Origin of the sequence: Flaviflexus sp. (assembly GCF_052087705.1) — a bacterium.
Classification (GTDB): Bacteria; Actinomycetota; Actinomycetes; order Actinomycetales; family Actinomycetaceae; genus Flaviflexus; species Flaviflexus ciconiae.
This window is the reverse complement of sequence record NZ_JBQCYC010000002.1, coordinates 136075-154264: the sequence shown is the minus strand read 5'-3', so window position 1 is coordinate 154264 and position 18190 is coordinate 136075. Positions and strand designations below refer to the sequence as shown.

At 60.3% G+C, this 18190-nt stretch carries 10 protein-coding genes; 3 read left to right on the top strand and 7 right to left on the bottom strand.

Annotated features, from left to right (window positions below):
- Positions 1-302: 302 nt before the first annotated feature.
- From tuf to rpoB, 6 genes are all read right to left on the bottom strand, one after another.
- A complete protein-coding gene (tuf, locus tag ACTHUY_RS01950) occupies positions 303-1496 on the bottom strand; it encodes an elongation factor Tu (RefSeq protein ID WP_441677449.1) in 1194 nt (397 codons plus the stop codon).
- 108 nt (positions 1497-1604) lie between these two features.
- Entirely contained in the window at positions 1605-3722 is a 2118-nt protein-coding gene (gene fusA, locus ACTHUY_RS01945; protein WP_441655337.1) for an elongation factor G, read from the bottom strand.
- Positions 3723-3760: 38 nt separating this feature from the next.
- Positions 3761-4231: a 30S ribosomal protein S7 gene (rpsG, locus tag ACTHUY_RS01940; RefSeq protein WP_126702862.1), complete on the bottom strand. Its 471-nt coding sequence runs from the start codon at positions 4229-4231 to the stop codon at positions 3761-3763.
- The gene (gene rpsL / locus ACTHUY_RS01935; protein WP_126702861.1) at positions 4231-4605 is read right to left on the bottom strand and encodes a 30S ribosomal protein S12; all 375 of its coding nucleotides are present in this window, start codon (positions 4603-4605) and stop codon (positions 4231-4233) included. The genes rpsG and rpsL overlap by 1 nt, the downstream gene beginning before the upstream one ends.
- A gap of 249 nt (positions 4606-4854) precedes the next feature.
- Positions 4855-8745 carry a DNA-directed RNA polymerase subunit beta' gene (locus ACTHUY_RS01930; RefSeq protein ID WP_441655336.1) on the bottom strand — a complete coding sequence of 1297 codons (3891 nt, stop codon included), beginning with the start codon at positions 8743-8745 and terminating at the stop codon, positions 4855-4857.
- A 76-nt stretch (positions 8746-8821) separates the two neighbouring features.
- On the bottom strand, positions 8822-12268 hold the full coding sequence (gene rpoB / locus ACTHUY_RS01925) for a DNA-directed RNA polymerase subunit beta (RefSeq protein ID WP_441677446.1): 3447 nt from the start codon (positions 12266-12268) through the stop codon (positions 8822-8824).
- A 1009-nt stretch (positions 12269-13277) separates the two neighbouring features.
- Between rpoB and ACTHUY_RS01920 the strand changes: the two genes are divergently transcribed.
- The 3 genes from ACTHUY_RS01920 to ACTHUY_RS01910 are packed head-to-tail and all read left to right on the top strand — an operon-like array spanning position 13278 to position 17007.
- A complete protein-coding gene (locus ACTHUY_RS01920; RefSeq protein WP_441655334.1) occupies positions 13278-14657 on the top strand; it encodes an SLC13 family permease in 1380 nt (459 codons plus the stop codon).
- Positions 14654-16519, top strand: a complete 1866-nt coding sequence (locus ACTHUY_RS01915) for an ATP-binding protein (RefSeq protein WP_441655333.1) — start codon at positions 14654-14656, stop codon at positions 16517-16519. The genes ACTHUY_RS01920 and ACTHUY_RS01915 overlap by 4 nt, the downstream gene beginning before the upstream one ends.
- A complete protein-coding gene (locus ACTHUY_RS01910; RefSeq protein ID WP_441655332.1) occupies positions 16516-17007 on the top strand; it encodes a response regulator in 492 nt (163 codons plus the stop codon). Before ACTHUY_RS01915 ends, ACTHUY_RS01910 begins: the two co-directional genes overlap by 4 nt.
- A gap of 191 nt (positions 17008-17198) precedes the next feature.
- Here the strand turns inward: ACTHUY_RS01910 and ACTHUY_RS01905 are convergent, their stop codons facing one another.
- Entirely contained in the window at positions 17199-18185 is a 987-nt protein-coding gene (locus tag ACTHUY_RS01905; RefSeq protein ID WP_441655331.1) for an acetylxylan esterase, read from the bottom strand.
- Positions 18186-18190 lie beyond the last annotated feature (5 nt).

Below are 18190 nucleotides of genomic sequence, written 5' to 3'. Positions count from 1 at the left end.
CACTAGCCGCAGCGGCATCACCTCCGCGTTGCACGAGAGCACAATCGCTCCTTCGCTGTCGAAGCAGTCCCGGTTCCGATCGGACGAGCATCCTCGGGTACCTCTTCAGTACATCTGCGCCGCAGGGGAATCCCAGACACAGCACTTCCCGAGATTCCTCCTTTCGATGTCGGCCCATCGCGCCCGACAATGCTCCCCTGTTTGAAATCACTCCCCTCTCGGGACATGCAACCCGTTGAGACAAGTACGCCCCGGCGAAAGCCGGGGCGTACTCATGAGATCGATAGATCTAGGCGTTTGAATTAGCCGAGGATCTTGGTGACCTTACCTGAACCAACGGTGTGGCCACCCTCGCGGATAGCAAAGCCGAGGCCCTCTTCCATGGCGATGGGCTGGATCAGCTCCACGGTCATCTCGGTGTTATCGCCGGGCATGACCATCTCGGTGCCCTCGGGCAGCGTGATGACGCCGGTGACGTCCGTCGTGCGGAAGTAGAACTGCGGGCGGTAGTTGGAGAAGAACGGGTTGTGACGGCCGCCCTCTTCCTTCTTCAGCACGTAGGTCTGCGCCTCGAACTTCGTGTGCGGGGTGATGGAGCCCGGCTTGCAGACGACCTGGCCGCGCTCGACCTCTTCGCGCTTGATGCCGCGGATGAGGAGACCACAGTTTTCGCCGGCGTCGGCGTGATCCATCTGCTTGTGGAACATCTCGATGCCGGTGACGGCCGTCTTCATCGCCTTCTCCTTGATGCCGAGGATCTCGACATCGGAGTTGATCTGGAGCTGACCACGCTCGACACGACCGGTGACAACGGTGCCACGGCCGGTGATGGTGAAGACGTCCTCGATGGGCATGAGGAACGGCTTGTCCATGTCGCGGACCGGGTCGTCGAAGTAGGTGTCAACCTGCTCCATGAGGTCCTGAACGGACTTGACCCACTTCTCGTCGCCCTCGAGTGCCTTGAGAGCCGAGATCTGCATGACGGGAGCGTTGTCGCCGTCGAAGCCCTGCGAGGAGAGAAGGTCACGGACCTCCATCTCGACGAGCTCGAGGATTTCCTCGTCGTCAACCATGTCGGACTTGTTCAGCGCAACGATGAGCTGCGGAACGCCAACCTGGCGGGCGAGAAGAACGTGCTCACGGGTCTGAGCCATCGGGCCGTCGGTGGCGGCGACAACGAGAATCGCGCCGTCCATCTGTGCGGCACCGGTGATCATGTTCTTGATGTAGTCGGCGTGACCGGGGGCGTCAACGTGTGCGTAGTGACGCTTGTCGGTCTGGTACTCAACGTGCGAAACGTTAATGGTGATGCCGCGCTGACGCTCCTCGGGAGCGTTGTCGACCTGGTCGAACGGGGTGAACTCGTTCAGATCCGGGTACTGGTCAGCAAGAACCTTCGAGATGGCAGCGGTCGTCGTCGTCTTACCGTGATCGACGTGACCGATGGTGCCGATGTTCATATGCGGCTTGGACTTGTCGTACTTGGCCTTGGCCACTTGTCCTCCTGTAGGACTCGGGTAGTTTCTCTGCTTGAAAAGGATACAGGAGCATCCTCGGGGCGGAGCGATCTACTATCGGTTATTTTTCTTACAAATGACCTAGGCTCACTCGCCCCGGGTCTTCTTGATGATTTCCTCGGAGACATTCCTCGGAACTTCCGCGTAAGTCGCGAACTGCATGGTGTACACCGCGCGACCCTGCGTCTTGGAACGCAGGACACCAACGTACCCGAACATTTCGGACAGCGGAACCTGGGCGCGAACGATCTTGATGCCGGTCGCGTCCTCCATGGACTGAATCATGCCACGGCGAGAGTTAAGATCGCCAATCACATCGCCCATGTACTCTTCGGGGGTCCTGACCTCGACGTCCATCATGGGCTCGAGGAGAACCGGATCTGCCTGCTTGATGCCTTCGCGGAAGACACCCTGGCCGGCGATCTTGAATGCCATCTCCGAGGAGTCGACATCGTGGTAGGCGCCGTCGAGGAGGGTGGCCTTAACGCCAACCATCGGGTATCCGGCGAGGATACCGTTCTCCATGGCAGCCTGGATGCCCTGGTCAACCGACGGAATGTATTCGCGGGGAACACGGCCGCCGGTCACGGCGTCAACGAATTCGTAAATTTCGCTGTCTTCGGTCTGCGGGATCGGCTCGAAAGCGACCTGGACCTTAGCGAACTGACCCGAACCACCGGTCTGCTTCTTGTGCGTGAAGTCGACCTTGTCGACCTTGCGGCGGATGGTCTCGCGGTACGCAACCTGGGGTGCGCCAACGTTGGCGTCAACCTTGAACTCGCGCTTCATGCGCGTGACAAGGATGTCGAGGTGGAGCTCGCCCATACCGCCGATAACGGTCTGGCCGGTCTCCTCGTCGAGGCGGACGGAGAACGTCGGGTCCTCTTCAGCAAGACGCTGAATGGCGGTGCCGAGCTTCTCCTGGTCGCCCTTCGACTTGGGCTCGATAGCAACGTGGATAACGGGCTCGGGGAACGTCATCGACTCGAGGATGACAGGCTTCTGCGCGTCGCAGAGCGTGTCGCCCGTGGTCGTGTTCTTGAGTCCGATGACCGCGTAGATGTGGCCCGCGTGGGCAACGTCAACGGGGTTCTCCTTGTTGGAGTGCATCTGGAAGATGCGGGAGATGCGTTCCTTGTTCGACTTCGTCGAGTTCTGGATCTGCGAACCTGCCTCGAGCTTGCCCGAGTAGACACGGATGTAGGTGAGCTTGCCGAAGAACGGGTGAACGGCAACCTTGAACGCGAGAGCCGCGAAGGGCTCATCCTCGTTGGCGGAGCGGGTAACAACTTCCTCTTCGTTGCCGACGGCGTGGCCTTCGATGGCCGGGACGTCGAGCGGGGACGGGAGGTAGTCGAGAACGCCGTCGAGCATCGGCTGGACACCAATGTTCTTGTAGGCGGAACCGCAGAAGACCGGGTAGGCCTCGCCAGCGATCGTGAGCTCACGGATGGCGCCCTTGATCTCGTCGATCGTGAGCTCTTCGCCACCGAGGTACTTGTCGAGCAGGTCCTCGTCGGTCTCTGCAACCGACTCGAGTAGCTCGGCGCGAGCGGCCTCAACGGCGTCCACCATGTCGGCGGGAATCTCTTCCTCGACGACAACGGTGCCGTAGGTCTTCTCACCGTTCTGCTCTGCCGGGAAGCGGTACGCAACCTGCTTGATGACGTCAACGACGCCAGCCAGGTCGGACTCTGCACCGATGGGGAGGGTCACGACGAGCGGGGTCGCCTTGAGGCGATCCTTGATCGTCGAGACGGTGAACTCGAAGTTGGCTCCGAGCTTGTCCATCTTGTTGACGAAGCAGATACGGGGAACGTTGTACTTATCCGCCTGACGCCACACGGTCTCCGACTGGGGCTCAACGCCCTCCTTGCCGTCGAAGACTGCGACAGCGCCGTCGAGGACGCGCAGTGAGCGCTCAACCTCGACTGTGAAGTCGACGTGACCGGGGGTGTCGATAACGTTGATCTGGTGGTTCTTCCAGAACGCGGTTACGGCAGCCGAGGTGATCGTGATACCACGGTTCTTCTCGTCTTCCATCCAGTCGGTCGTCGAAGCGCCGTCGTGTGTCTCACCGAGCTTGTAGTTGATGCCGGTATAGAACAGAATACGCTCGGTCGTTGTCGTCTTGCCGGCATCGATGTGCGCCATGATGCCGATATTGCGGACCTTCTTAAGGTCGGAAAGCACTTCCTGTGCCACTATTAGCTCTCTTCAGTTCGAGGTTGTCGGACGGCCGCTTACCAGCGGTAGTGAGCAAAGGCCTTGTTGGACTCTGCCATGCGATGGGTGTCTTCGCGACGCTTGACAGCGGCGCCGAGACCGTTCGAGGCGTCGAGGATCTCGTTCATGAGTCGCTCGGTCATCGAGTTCTCGCGGCGCTGCCTCGAGTAGTCAACGAGCCAGCGGAGCGCGAGCGTCGTGGAACGACCTGCTTTAACCTCGACGGGGACCTGGTAGGTCGCACCGCCGACGCGGCGGGACCGCACCTCGAGCGAAGGCTTGATGTTGTCCATGGCGCGCTTGAGAACCTCGATGGCATCCTGGCCGGACTTCTCGGCAACACCGGAAAGGGCGCCGTAGACGATCGCCTGAGCGGTCGACTTCTTGCCGTCGCGGAGCACACGGTTGACCAGCTGGGTCACGAGCTCCTGGCCGTAAACGGGATCTGCAACGAGAGGGCGCTTCGGAGCGGGACCTTTACGGGGCATTAGTTCTTCTCCTTCTTGGCGCCGTAGCGGGAACGTGCCTGCTTGCGGTTCTTAACACCCTGGGTGTCGTGCGAACCGCGGACGATCTTGTAGCGAACACCGGGGAGGTCCTTCACGCGGCCGCCACGGACGAGCACGATCGAGTGCTCCTGAAGGTTGTGGCCTTCACCGGGGATGTATGCGGAAACCTCGATGCCGGTCGAAAGGCGCACGCGGGCGACCTTACGAAGGGCCGAGTTCGGCTTCTTGGGGGTAGTTGTGTATACGCGGGTGCACACCCCACGACGCTGCGGGCTACCCTGGAGCGCCGGCGTCTTGGAGGCGCCTGGCTTCGATGACCGACCCTTGCGGATCAGCTGCTGAATAGTGGGCACTCTATCTCCTGCTCATTATTAACTGGTGGAAGGGCTCGAGTAGTTACGAGCCCGTGACCGAACGGTCTTTCGCAGCAACGCCGGACGGTCTCCTCCCTTGCAGGTGCAACTCCCGCGCGCGAGGGATGTTCGATAATACGAACACCGTATATCAGATTAGCGTTATTGCTTCCGCTAGGTCAAAGGATTGGCCTGTATCGAGCGGTGGTACTCGACACAGGCCAATCCCCTAATCAGCGATGATGGTGGTTAGTTTCCACCGAAGGCCGGTCCGTAGCCGGAGTATCCGGTTCCGTAGAGGCCAGCGCCGAGATCCAGTCCCGAATCGTACGGGTCAAGATCCTGGCGGATGAATCCGGTCATCTTCTCGAACTCGAGGCGAGCCTCGGTCGTCGGCTCTGCCTTGACCTGGCGGAGCTTCTCCAGGCCGGTGCCGGCCGGGATGAGCTTACCGAGAATGACGTTCTCCTTGAGGCCGTTCAGCGGGTCGCGCTTCGAGTTGAGCGCGGCCTCGGTGAGGACCTTGGTGGTCTCCTGGAACGAAGCAGCGGACAGCCACGAGTCGGTCGCGAGCGACGCCTTCGTGATGCCCATGAGCTCCGGGCGGGCCGTTGCGGGCCTGCCGCCACGTGCCACTGCCTCGCGGCTTGCGGACTCGTAGTCCTTGACGTCAGCGAGCTCACCGGGAAGGAGGTTCGTGTCGCCGGACTCGATGACCGTGACGCGACGCAGCATCTGGCGAACAATAACCTCGATGTGCTTGTCATGGATCTCGACGCCCTGCGAGCGGTACACGGCCTGCACCTGTTCGACCAGGTAGAGCTGTGCACGACGACGGTTCGAGATGCGGAGGACCTTCTTCGGGTCAACCGAGCCCTCGGTCAGCTGCTCGCCAACGGCGACATGACTGCCGTCCTCGACGAGAAGCTTCGCGGAACGCGAGACCTGGTAGGCCAGGTCCTCACCGCCGTCGTCACGCTTAATAACGATCTGGCGGGAGCGCTCGGAGTCCTCGATGGACACGGTGCCTGCGGCCTCCGTGATCGGGGCCTCACCCTTGGGGGTACGGGCCTCGAAGAGCTCCTGGACACGCGGAAGACCCTGCGTGATGTCGTCTGCCGAAGCAACGCCACCGGTGTGGAACGTACGCATCGTCAGCTGCGTGCCGGGCTCACCAATCGACTGTGCGGAGACAATACCGATTGCCTCACCGATGTCGACCAGCAGGCCGGTTGCAAGCGAACGTCCGTAGCATAGTGCACAGGCACCGGAACGCGAGTTACAGGTAAGAACCGAGCGAACCGTAACCTCGTCGATGCCGAGGTTGAACAGCCTCTCGATCTCCACGTCGCCAAGGTCGGTGCCGGCGCTCACGATGACATTGCCATCGGCGTCGGCGACGTCCTGGGCGAGCGTACGGGCGTAGACCGAGGTCTCGACCGCCGGATCGAGGCGGCGGGAGCCGTCCTCGTCAACGAAGGCAATCCTGTTCGTCAGGCCCTTGTTGGTGCCACAGTCGTTTTCACGAATGATGACGTCCTGGGCAACGTCAACAAGTCGACGCGTCAGGTAACCGGAGTCGGCGGTACGGAGAGCCGTATCGGCCGTTCCCTTACGGGCACCGTGCGTTGCCGAGAAGTATTCGAGAACCGAGAGGCCTTCGAAGTAGTTCGACTTGATCGGGCGGGAGATGATCTCGCCCTTCGGGTTAGCCACGAGGCCGCGCATACCGGCAAGCTGACGGACCTGCGTCCAGTTACCACGAGCACCGGAGGTCACCATGCGGTTCACCGAGTTGTTGCCCGAGAAGTTGTCCCTCATTTCCTTCGCCACGCGGTCGGTGACTTCGGTCCAGAGGTCGAACAGGTCGCGGCGACGGTCGGCGTCCTGAATCATGCCGTCCTCGAACAGTTCCTCAATCTTCGCGGCCTGCGCTTCGGCAGCCTCGAGGATTCCGGCCTTCGACTCGGGAACCTCAATGTCGGCAAGCGAGATCGAGACACCGGAACGTCCGGCCCAGTAGAAACCGGTCGACTTCAGAGCATCGAGCGACGCACCGACATCAACCTTCGGGTAGCGCTCGGCAAGCTCGTTGATGATCGAGCCGAGTCGCTTCTTGTCGACAACCTCGTTCACGTATGGGAACTTGACGGGGAGAGCGTCGTTGAAGAGCGCACGGCCAAGCGTGGTCTCCAGCATGATCGGCTGACCCTCTTCCCAGCCCTCCGGGGCAACCCAGCCGCGCGGCGGGACCAGCTCGGAGAAGCGGATGCGGATCGGCTCGCCAAGGGCAATATCGCCGTTGTCGTGGGCCATGACGGCCTCGCCGACTGCGGAGAAGGAACGCTTCTCGCCCTCGTGATCGTTCTCGCTCGTCAGGTGGTACAGGCCGATGATCATGTCCTGAGAGGGCATGGTGACCGGACGACCGTCGGACGGTTTGAGGATGTTGTTGGCCGACAGCATGAGGATACGGGCTTCTGCCTGCGCCTCGGCGGACAGCGGCAGGTGCACTGCCATCTGGTCACCGTCGAAGTCGGCGTTGAAGGCCGCACAGACGAGCGGGTGCAGCTGAATGGCCTTACCCTCAACGAGCTGCGGCTCAAATGCCTGGATGCCGAGACGGTGCAGGGTTGGGGCACGGTTCAGCAGGACCGGGTGATCCGTGATGACCTCTTCGAGGATGTCCCACACCTCGGTGCGCTGGCGCTCAATGAGACGCTTCGCAGCCTTAATGTTCTTCGCAACCTGCTGGTCGACGAGACGCTTCTGCACGAAGGGCTTGAAGAGCTCGAGAGCCATGGCCTTCGGAAGGCCGCACTGGTGCAGCTTGAGCGTCGGGCCCACAACGATAACGGAACGGCCAGAGTAGTCAACGCGCTTACCGAGCAGGTTCTGACGGAAGCGGCCCTGCTTGCCCTTGAGCATGTCGGACAGCGACTTGAGGGGACGGTTACCGGCGCCCTGGACGGGACGGCCGCGACGGCCGTTGTCGAAGAGGGCATCCACCGACTCCTGAAGCATGCGCTTCTCGTTGTTCACCATGATCTCGGGAGCATCGAGGTCAAGCATGCGCTTGAGTCGGTTGTTGCGGTTGATGACACGACGGTAGAGGTCGTTAAGATCCGAGGTCGCGAAGCGCCCACCGTCGAGCTGCACCATGGGGCGCAGGTCCGGGGGGAGCACCGGGAGGACGTCAAGAACCATCGACTCGGGCTTCGTGCCTGTCGTGCGGAACGCGTTCACAACCTTGAGGCGCTTGAGCGCACGGGTTTTGCGCTGAGCGGTGCCGGTCTTGATGACCTCCTGGAGGATTTCAGCTTCGGCTTCAAGGTCGAAGGTGCGCAGGCGCTCCTGGATTGCTTCGGCGCCGCGCGATGCCTCGAAGTACATGCCCCAGCGGCCGTACATTTCGCGGTACAGGTCCTCATCACCCTCAAGGTCGCCGACCTTGAGCTTCATGAAGCGGTCCCAGACCTCTTCAACGTGATCGCGCTCGGCTTCGGCGGACTTGCGGATGTTCACCTGGTCCTTTTCGCCGGCGTCCTTGATCGCCTTCTTTTCCTTAGCGGAAGCGTTCTCGGCTTCGGCGGCTTCGAGTTCGCGCTCCATTTCTTCGGCGCGTTCGTTGATGTCTACATGCATCTGGTTCTCAATTTCCTTGAGTTCCAGGTCGAGTTCACCGCGGAGTTCCGGCATGGCCTCCGAACGGCCCTCTTCATCAACGTCCGTCACCATGTAGGCGGCGAAGTAGATGACCTTTTCGAGGTCCTTCGGGGCAATATCGAGGAGGTATCCCAGGCGTGACGGGACACCCTTGAAGTACCAGATGTGGGTAACGGGGGCAGCGAGCTGGATGTGACCCATCCGCTCGCGACGCACCTTGGCGCGGGTGACTTCAACACCGCAGCGCTCACATTCAATCCCCTTGTAGCGGGGACGCTTGTACTTACCGCACGCGCACTCCCAGTCCCTGGTCGGACCGAAGATGCGTTCGCAGAACAGGCCATCCTTCTCGGCCTTGAGCGTGCGGTAGTTGATGGTCTCGGGCTTCTTGACCTCGCCGTGCGACCAGGAGTGAACGTCCTGTGAGGTCGCAAGCGAGATATGGAGCTGATCGAAGAGATTAACGTCGAGCAAGTTTCCTACTTCTTCCTAAGCACCCTGCCACGGAGAAAGGCTGGGTGGGCGCTGAACCCAGCCTTTTCTCCGAGAATCAGAATTCCATTGCACCGAAGTCTTCAAGACCGGTGGAGATAGCTGGCTTCTCCGCGGGCCTGAAGTCGTCTTCGGTATCCTGAAGGTTAATTGTGTTGCCACTAGCATCGAGCGCTTCGACGTTGAGGCAGAGGGAGCGCATTTCCTGAATGAGGACGCGGAAGGACTCGGGGATTCCCGGCTCGGGAATGTTGTCACCCTTCACGATCGCCTCGTAAACCTTGACGCGGCCAACGGTGTCGTCCGACTTGATCGTCAGCATTTCCTGCAGCGTGTGAGCGGCACCGTAGGCCTCGAGGGCCCACACCTCCATCTCACCAAGGCGCTGGCCACCGAACTGGGCCTTGCCGCCAAGGGGTTGCTGGGTAACCATCGAGTACGGACCCGTGGAACGTGCGTGAATCTTGTCGTCAACCAAATGGTGTAGCTTCAGCATGTACATGTAGCCGACCGAGATCTCATCCGGGAACGGCTCACCGGAGCGGCCGTCGAACAGCTTCGCCTTACCGTCCTGGCCAACCATGTGGTCGCCATCGCGGTTCGGGAGGGTCGCTCCGAGGAGGCCCTCGATCTCGTCTGGCTCAACACCGTCGAAGACGGGGGTCGCAACGGTCTGACCGGGAACACCGGTCACCGCGGTCTCGGGCAGGCGCAGAGCCCACTCCTCGCCGTCCATGCGGGCCTCGGTCGCATCCCAGCCGTTCGCCGCGATCCAACCAAGGTGAAGCTCGAAGACCTGGCCGAGGTTCATACGGCCGGGAACACCAAGCGGGTTCAGGATGATGTCAACGGGGGTGCCGTCCGGCAGGAAGGGCATGTCCTCAGCCGGAAGGATCCGGGAGATAACACCCTTGTTGCCGTGGCGGCCAGCCATCTTGTCACCGATCGTGATCTTGCGGCGCTGGGCCACGTAGACGCGGACGGTCTGGCGAACATCGGCTGCCAGCTCGTCGTCATTCTCGGCAGAGAACTCGCGGACACCGATGACGATGCCGGACTCGCCGTGCGGGACGCGCAGGGACGTGTCGCGAACTTCCTTGGCCTTCTCACCGAAGATGGCGCGCAGGAGGCGCTCTTCCGAAGTCAGCTCGGTCTCGCCCTTCGGCGTGATCTTACCGACGAGAATGTCGCCGGCGTTGACCTCTGCACCGATGCGGATGATGCCACGCTCGTCCAGGTGGGACAGGACTTCTTCGGAGACGTTCGGGATGTCCCGGGTGATCTCCTCGGGGCCAAGCTTCGTGTCACGTGCGTCAACCTCGTACTCTTCGATGTGAATCGACGTGAGCATGTCTTCGGTGACGACGCGCTGCGACAGGATGATCGCGTCCTCGTAGTTGAAGCCTTCCCAGGCCATGAAGGCGACAAGCAGGTTGCGACCGAGCGCGAGCTCGCCGTCTTCCGTTGCCGGGCCGTCAGCGAGAATCGTTCCGACCTCGACGCGGTCACCTTCGGAGACAACAACCTTCTGGTTGTAGCAGTTGCCCTGGTTGGCGCGTTCGAACTTCGTGATCCGGTAGGAGCGGTAGTCGCCCTCGTCGGTTGCGATGCGAATGAGGTCGGCCGAAGCCTCCTCGACGACGCCCGCAACATCGGACAAGAGAACTTCGCCGGCGTCGACAGCCGCACGCTGCTCCATGCCGGTGCCCACGAGAGGAGCATCGGTACGCAGGAGCGGAACGGCCTGACGCTGCATGTTCGCACCCATGAGTGCGCGGTGCGCGTCGTCGTGCTCGAGGAAGGGGATCATGGCGGTGCCGACGGAAACCATCTGGCGTGCCGACACGTCCATGTATTCAATCTGATCGATGGCGAGCAGTGCGGGTTCGCCACCTGCCTCGCGACAGAGAGCTTCCACGTCCATGAACGTTCCGTCGTCTTCGAGACGGTCCGTTGCCTGGGCGATAACGTAGCGGTCCTCGTCGTCAGCGGTCAGGTATTCGATCGTGTCGGTCACGACACCGTTCTCTACCTTCCGGTACGGCGTCTCAAGGAAGCCGAAGGAGTTGACGCGGGCGAAGGTCGCGAGCGAGCCGATAAGACCAATGTTCGGGCCTTCCGGGGTCTCGATCGGACACATACGGCCGTAGTGCGAGGGGTGAACGTCACGGACCTCCATGCCGGCGCGGTCACGGGCAAGACCGCCCGGGCCGAGCGCCGACAGACGACGCTTGTGCGTCAGTCCGGAGAGCGGGTTGTTCTGGTCCATGAACTGCGACAGCTGGGAGGTTCCGAAGAACTCCTTGATCGCGGCAACGATGGGACGGATGTTGATCAGCGAGGACGGCGTGATTGCCGCAGCCTCCTGCGTCGTCATCCGCTCGCGGACCATACGGTCAAGGCGCGACAGGCCGGTGCGGACCTGGTTCTGGATGAGCTCGCCAACGGCGCGAATACGACGGTTGCCAAAGTGGTCGATGTCGTCAAACTCGACCTGGACGTCGTTCGGCCCACCGCAGTTCGCCTCGGCCTTGTCGGCGTGGAGGGCGAGAATGTAGTGGATGGCTCCGACAATGTCCTCGAGGGTCAGCTGGCGGCCACGGTTCTCCGGGTCGAGGCCGAGCTTCTTGTTGATCTTGTAGCGACCAACCTTCGCAAGGTCGTAGCGCTTATCGGAGAGGTAGAGGTTCGAGAGGAGGTTCTCGCCAGCGCGCGCCGACGGCGGTTCGCCGGGGCGGAGCTTGCGGTAGACGTCGGTCAGCGCCTCTTCCTTGGTGTGGACCGTGTCCTTCTCGAGGGCGTCGATGAGGATCGGGTAATCGGCGAATTCCTCGCGGATCTCCTCCTCGGTCATTCCCCAAGCCTTGAGGAAAACGGTCACCGACTGCTTACGCTTACGGTCGACGCGGACGCCAACGGAGTCACGCTTGTCGATCTCGAACTCGAGCCAGGCGCCACGCGACGGGATGAACTTCGAGGTGTAAATGAGCTTGTCGGATGTCTTGTCCCGCTCGCTCTCGAAGTACACACCGGGGGAACGAACGAGCTGCGACACGACGACTCGCTCGGTTCCGTTGATGATAAAGGTGCCTCCCGGAGTCATGAGCGGGAAGTCGCCAAGGAACGTGGTCTGAGACTTAATCTCACCGGTTTCCTTGTAGTAGAAATCTGCCTTGACGTACAGGGGTGCGGAGTAGGTGAGGTCCTTCTCCTTGCACATCTCAACCGTGTACTTCGGGTCCTCGAGCTTCGGCTCGGAGAACGACAGTTTCATGGTGTTTGCCGAGTTTTCGATCGGCGAGACCTCTTCAAAGATCTCTTCCAGCCCGGACTTCTCGTCCGGTCCTGCGCCGGCCCTCCATGACGGAGAACCAATCAGCCAATTGAAGCTTTCGGTCTGCAGACCAAGCAGATCAGGAGCTTGCATCGGCTCCTTGATCTTGGCGAAAGATACGCGGGCCTTGCGACCGTGCGAAGCGGATGCTGTCAAAGGCGAAGCAGCCAAGTGGGATCCCTTCCCTGGAGATGGTAAGGCGTATACTCACTCGTGCAGGGCAGGGTCGCGTCACTACCGACTATCCAACGGAGGATACACGTCACCCCACACAAGTAAGCGCAACTATTAAATGTACACTGTCGGCGCAGACAGGTCTAGCCCTAACGCCTGTGTAAGGGGTCACGTATCGAGGCCAGACTACCCTGACTTCGTTATGAATGCCAGTATAAACCCTGCCGGTGCCCTCGTGTCTAACGAGATCACTCCGCGAGTGCGCCCGGGATCCTCAACGGCAATAAGCGGGTTACTGCCCGAAAGAGAAGTGCTCCGGGGGTCGGGATGTGCAGTTCGCTCGCTTGGGGAGAACTGCGCAAAGCTCATCGCTCTACTTATTTGCTTTTGCATGCTCACAGTGCTGTGGGGCGTTGTGCGCTACCTGGGTCAACCAGGCTCCGATCAATAATATTCCCGATTGCCAAAACTCCAAAGACGGCAGGCCGTCATCGCCCACTCTCATCCTGGAACGGGGCCGATGGACCATCTGAGACCAGTGGCGGGGCCACGGCAATGGACCCCGGCTGAGCGAGCATCCCCGCCCGGCACGAGCATCAGGCAACCCCTCCTTGCATGCTTGTCCGCTCTTCATCACGCACGGCAGTGGCCGTCACTTCCCGTCCTCCGGAGCTCACATCCTGCCCTCCGTAGCTCATTTCCTGTCCTTAGGAGCTCACTTCCCGTCCTCCACAGCGGGCAGCGTTGCGCAGTATCTCGTCGGCAAAGCTCCTCGCCGTGCTGCCAAGTAGCCGAGGGAACTTCCTCAGCACCCTTCGCATTGTCCCGCTTTATCCTGCTTTGCTGGGCTACGATGCAGGTGGTTCGTGAATCTTCCGGATCATTCCTTTTGCCCTAGTCCTAGGTCCCACTCTTAGTCAGGTTCGAAAACTAGAATTGAGGCATTATGAGCACGCCAATCAAAGGTGACACGGTTGCCAAAGCTAGCCGGAAGCAAGAATCTTCCATGAGCCTGACAAAGCGGGTAGGCCTCGCTGTTGGAATCCTTGCCTTTCTGTTCCCGCTTTTCGTTGACATCCCGAATCTAGAAGAGCCCGGCGAGCGGATGATGGCAATCTTCCTGCTCGCTATCGTCTTCTGGATTACCGAGCCCATTCCCCTCGTTGCAACAGCGGTTCTCGTGATTTTCCTCGAGGTGCTGATGGTCTCGACCGGGGCGATCGTCGAAGCGGGTGGCTCCGTTGAGGCCCTGCCCGCGGCCGACTTCTTTGCGGCTCTGGCCAACCCCGTCATCATCCTTTTCCTGGGCGGCTTCATGATTGCGGAGGGAGCGGAGAAGTACCGGCTTGACCGAAACATTGCCTCGGTTCTTCTCAAGCCTTTCGCCGGCTCTATTCGCATGACCGTGCTGGGGCTCATGATCATCACGGCCCTGCTCTCTATGTTCATGTCGAACACGGCGACCACGGCAACAATGTTCGCCGTTATTCTCCCGATCCTTGCCAATGTTGATGGCACCAAGGCCAAGGCCGGGCTCGGGCTAGCAATTCCCCTGTCCGCAAACGTTGGCGGTATCGGCACCCCGGTCGGCACTCCCCCGAACGCGATCGCGGTTGGTGCTCTTGCAGAGCGGGGCTACCAGGTCACCTTTGTTGACTGGATGATCATGGCGATCCCGCTGATGCTGGTCATCCTCTTTGCCTCCTGGTTGCTGCTGTGCGTACTCTTCCTCCCCAAGGAAGGGAAGATGGAAGTGGACCTTGGTAAGAACTGGGATAAGTCCCGTAACGCCAAGCTCTTCTATACCGTCACCGCTATCACGATCCTGCTGTGGATGACCGAGCCGCTCCACGGGGTCTCCTCGAACATTGTTGGCTTCTTCCCTGTTGTAGCCATGCTCTGCCTCAAGGTCATGGAAGGCTCAGACATTAAGAAGCTTGACTGGCCCGTTCTGTGGCTCGTGTCCGGCGGTATCGCTCTTGGCACCGGCGTTGGCGCAACCGGTCTTGATATTTGGCTTGTGGACTCGGTCCCGTGGGATTCGTTCTCTATCACGATGCTCCTGTTCGTGTTCGCATTTATTTCTCTGGGAATCGCCAACGTCATTTCCCACTCGGCCGCAGCGAACCTGCTCGTTCCTCTGGCGGTCTCGCTCGCGGTCTCCCTCGATAACGCAAACGTTGTCGTCCTTGCCGTTGTTGTGGCGCTCGCCTGTTCGCTCGGCATGTCTCTGCCGATCTCCACTCCCCCGAACGCTATTGCTTACTCAACGGGCGTGGTTTCAGTGAAGAACATGGCGATCGCCGGAGTCATCGTTGGCATTGTCGGCACGCTCCTGCTCGTGTTTGCCATGCCACCGCTATGGGAGCTCATGGGATTGGTATGACACTCACCGGCCTCGTGATTGGAAGGGACGCGGCTACCGCCGAGGTAGCTGCGGTAATGAAGCGCGAGTTCACGGACGTCGACACAATCCAGGCAGACAACATCGATGAGGCACGGGTAGCAGTACAGGATTTCGACGATTCCGTGCCCCTTGCCTTCCTCATCGTCTCGGTTCCTTTGGACGGGATGAATGCGGATGACATCATCATTCCGTTCCTGGAAAGGGACCCGCTTGCCAGGTCCATCCTTTTGATCGATAGCCCTTCGGTGACGGGGGTGGAAGAACTGGTGGACCGGGGCGGCGCCGGTCTTCTCGTTTACACACCGTCTTTTGATGAGCGCCGGTTTGCTATCGACATGAAGAATCAGCTCCGCAGGTACTCCCAGCGAGCCAATCTGAAGAATCAGGAGCTGACGAGAGAACGGGAGACGTTTATCTTCTCCCTGCCACTGACCGATGACGAGATCATGGCGGAAATCGTCCGCGGCATCGACGAATGCCTCGGATATCAGCCCCGGGTTGTCTTGCCTGCTGGCGTTCGGCTCACCCAGGAGGGCTCAGACGCTGAAGAAGCCATGCTGTGTTTGAGCGGCCAGGTGTCTCTCGAACGGGAATCCCACGCCGGTAACGTCCTCATGCACCACGCCAGCACGGGACGAGTCATTGGCCTACTTGCGTTGTCCAATCAGCGCACGGCCTTTTTCACGTCACGAACAACAACCGAGGTCACCGGTATACGCATCACCTTTGAGCAGCTCAACCACGTGATCCGGACCAGGCCCGAAACCGAGGTCCTCATCGCCGTTCTCCTTATTCGTTCGCTCGATCGGCGCCTGCGCAGAGCGGAGGACATTCAGATCGAGAAGGTCGAGCTCACCGCCCAGCTCGAGGCCGAACAAAGGGCCCTCCAAGAGACCTATACGGCCCTCGAGGAGGCCCGCGCAGAGCTCATGAGCCAGGCCCGCTTCGCCACCCTCGGTGAGCTTGCCTCAGGAGTCGCCCACGAGGTCAACAACCCGATTGCCGCTATCACACGCACAATCGCGCACGTCACTGAGGACATCACAGACCTCGTTTCCCTTCTTCCTAAGAAGGAATCTGCTGCAGCCCAGTCCGCTCTTGCTTCCGCAAAGACCTCTCCCCCGCTATCCACCCGGGAGGCCCGCGCACTCAAGAGAGCCTTCACGAAGAAAACAAATGATCCTGAGCTTGCCAGCAGGCTGATCCTTGCGGGCGTGCGGGAAAGCGATCTCGAAGGCATCACCCCGAAGCAGAAGGACCGGATCAGGGTAGTGGAGAAGGCGGCCTCAATCGGAACGGGCCTGCGCAACCTCCGCTCCGCCTCGAGCAGGATCAACAGCTTGGTTGACTCGCTCCGCTCCTATGCGAGACCGGACGGTGATCCGCTTGTCGATGTGGACGTGAACGAAACTATCGAGGACACCCTCAGGCTCACCTCGCACCGGCTCAAGAGCGTCGAAGTCATCACAGAATTCGGCGACCTACCCCCAATCAGCGGTTACCCGGGTCAGCTATCGCAGGTGTGGACGAATCTCCTCACCAATGCAGCCGACGCCGTGGCGGACCAAGCGGGCGCCGAAGTAACGGTCACAACAAAGAGGCTGGGCTCCGACTGGATCCGAGTCACGGTCTCGGACAACGGCACCGGCATACCAGCAGAGCTCCTGGACCACATTTTCGAACCCCGGTTTACAACGAAGTCGGGCCGGATCCAGTTCGGAATGGGATTGGGACTCACCATTAGCAAAACAATCATCGAGCGACACGACGGTCGGATCACCCTTGATTCCGGTGCCGAAGGGACTGTTGCGACGGTCGATTTACCCAGGGAGGGACCATGACACTGGCATTACTTATCCTCGATGACGAACCCGAAGTACGGGACGCACTCGAACGCGATCTCATTGACGCTGCCGGAATTCTCCGTATCGAGATAGCGGCCGACGTTGATGAAGCGTGGGAGGTTATCGACGAGATACATCGGGATGGCGATACCCTCGCTGTCGCGCTCTGCGATCACCGCATGCCCGGGACAACGGGCGTCGAGTTCCTCGTCGAAATGATGGGAGACACCCGCACGGAGAAAACCCGCAAGGTTCTCGTCACCGGTCAGGCCGATCTTGCCGACACGATCACGGCCGTCAACGCAGCCGACCTGGACTACTACATGGCAAAACCGTGGACCCAGAAGGAACTGCATTCGGTTGTCAGCGACTGCCTCACCGACTTTATAGACGAGAACGACATCAATCCGCTCCCCTACATGAGGCTCATTGACCGCGTGCGCGCCATGACAATCATTCGCGACCGAGGGGACCTCGGTTCATAGGAAGTTTCGGTACTCGTTGAGTAACAGAACTATGCACTTTCATTGCTTAACAACACGATGCTGTGTCAGTACAGTCGGGATCAATTCATTAACGTCTGCAGCCCGGCCATTAATTCATCAGGTAAGGTGCCTCGTCCGGTAGGAGACCGCCACAACGTAAGACACAGTTAATTACTCACATGGAGTACTTCTTAACCCTTGCGCAGAATTCCTTGGAGCCACCGGATTGCATGAGACGTGTGCACGATGCCGCCGCCCGCGTGCGCGTTAAACCTGTACACCTCCATCTCCGCCTGTCCCGCAAACCAGTTGTGGGAAGCGAAGACCGTTGAGGGCGGAGCCACCGGGTCCATGAGTCCCGTGGAAAACAATGCGCGGCCACGAGCTCGCTTCGAGAAATTAACAACGTCGAAATAGGAGAGAGTCTCGAACACCTGGTCGACCATGTTCTTCTTAATCGCCAGATAATCCGTTATTTCCGCGTAGGGATAGGCGTCGGTCAAGCCGATCGCACGTTCGAAATTCGCGAGGAAGGGCACGTCGGCAATTGTTGCTGTCACGGGCGTTCCCCTCATGCCCGCCAGGGTGGCGGACACAAGAGCGAGGGCGCCGCCTTGCGAGCCACCTGCGGTCACGAGCAGCCCCGGGTCAATACCGTCGAGGTGCTGTGCGGTTTCAATGGCATTCGCTGCATCCGTATAGAGCCGCCGGTAATAGTACTCGGATGGATCGTGGATGCCTCGCGTCATGTGCCCCGGAATTGATGGCTGTATCGTCCCGATGTCGGGGGTGTCACCACCCCCACCCCACTGGGCTCCCTGTCCGCGCGAATCAACAACGAGTTCCGCAAATCCCGCGCTTGCCCAGTGCAGGTGCTCCTCCGGTAGGCCGCGCCCACCCCCGTACCCAACAAAGGAAACAACGATGGGCAGTGGTTTCGAGCTCTCGCGGGGACGAATAAACCACGCCTTGACCGGCATCTTCCCAAATCCGCAAATCGAGAGGTCCTCTACGATCAGCCGCTCCAGGTGCGGTGCACAGACCGTGCGTTCGAGAGGCTCGGGGTTCGCGGGATGCTCGGACAGCGTATCGAGCCAGAAGCGGTCGAAGTCAGCGGGTTCGGTCACATCGGGCCGGTAGGTGCGAAGCTGATCAAGTGAGTAGTCAAAGAATGCCACGGTTA

Coding starts and splice junctions, on each gene's coding strand:
- rpsG (WP_126702862.1), bottom strand. CDS start 4,231: ATGCCCCGTAAAGGTCCCGCTCCGAAGCGCCCTCTCGTTGCAGATCCC.
- ACTHUY_RS01920 (WP_441655334.1), top strand. CDS start 13,278: ATGAGCCTGACAAAGCGGGTAGGCCTCGCTGTTGGAATCCTTGCCTTT.
- ACTHUY_RS01915 (WP_441655333.1), top strand. CDS start 14,654: ATGACACTCACCGGCCTCGTGATTGGAAGGGACGCGGCTACCGCCGAG.
- ACTHUY_RS01910 (WP_441655332.1), top strand. CDS start 16,516: ATGACACTGGCATTACTTATCCTCGATGACGAACCCGAAGTACGGGAC.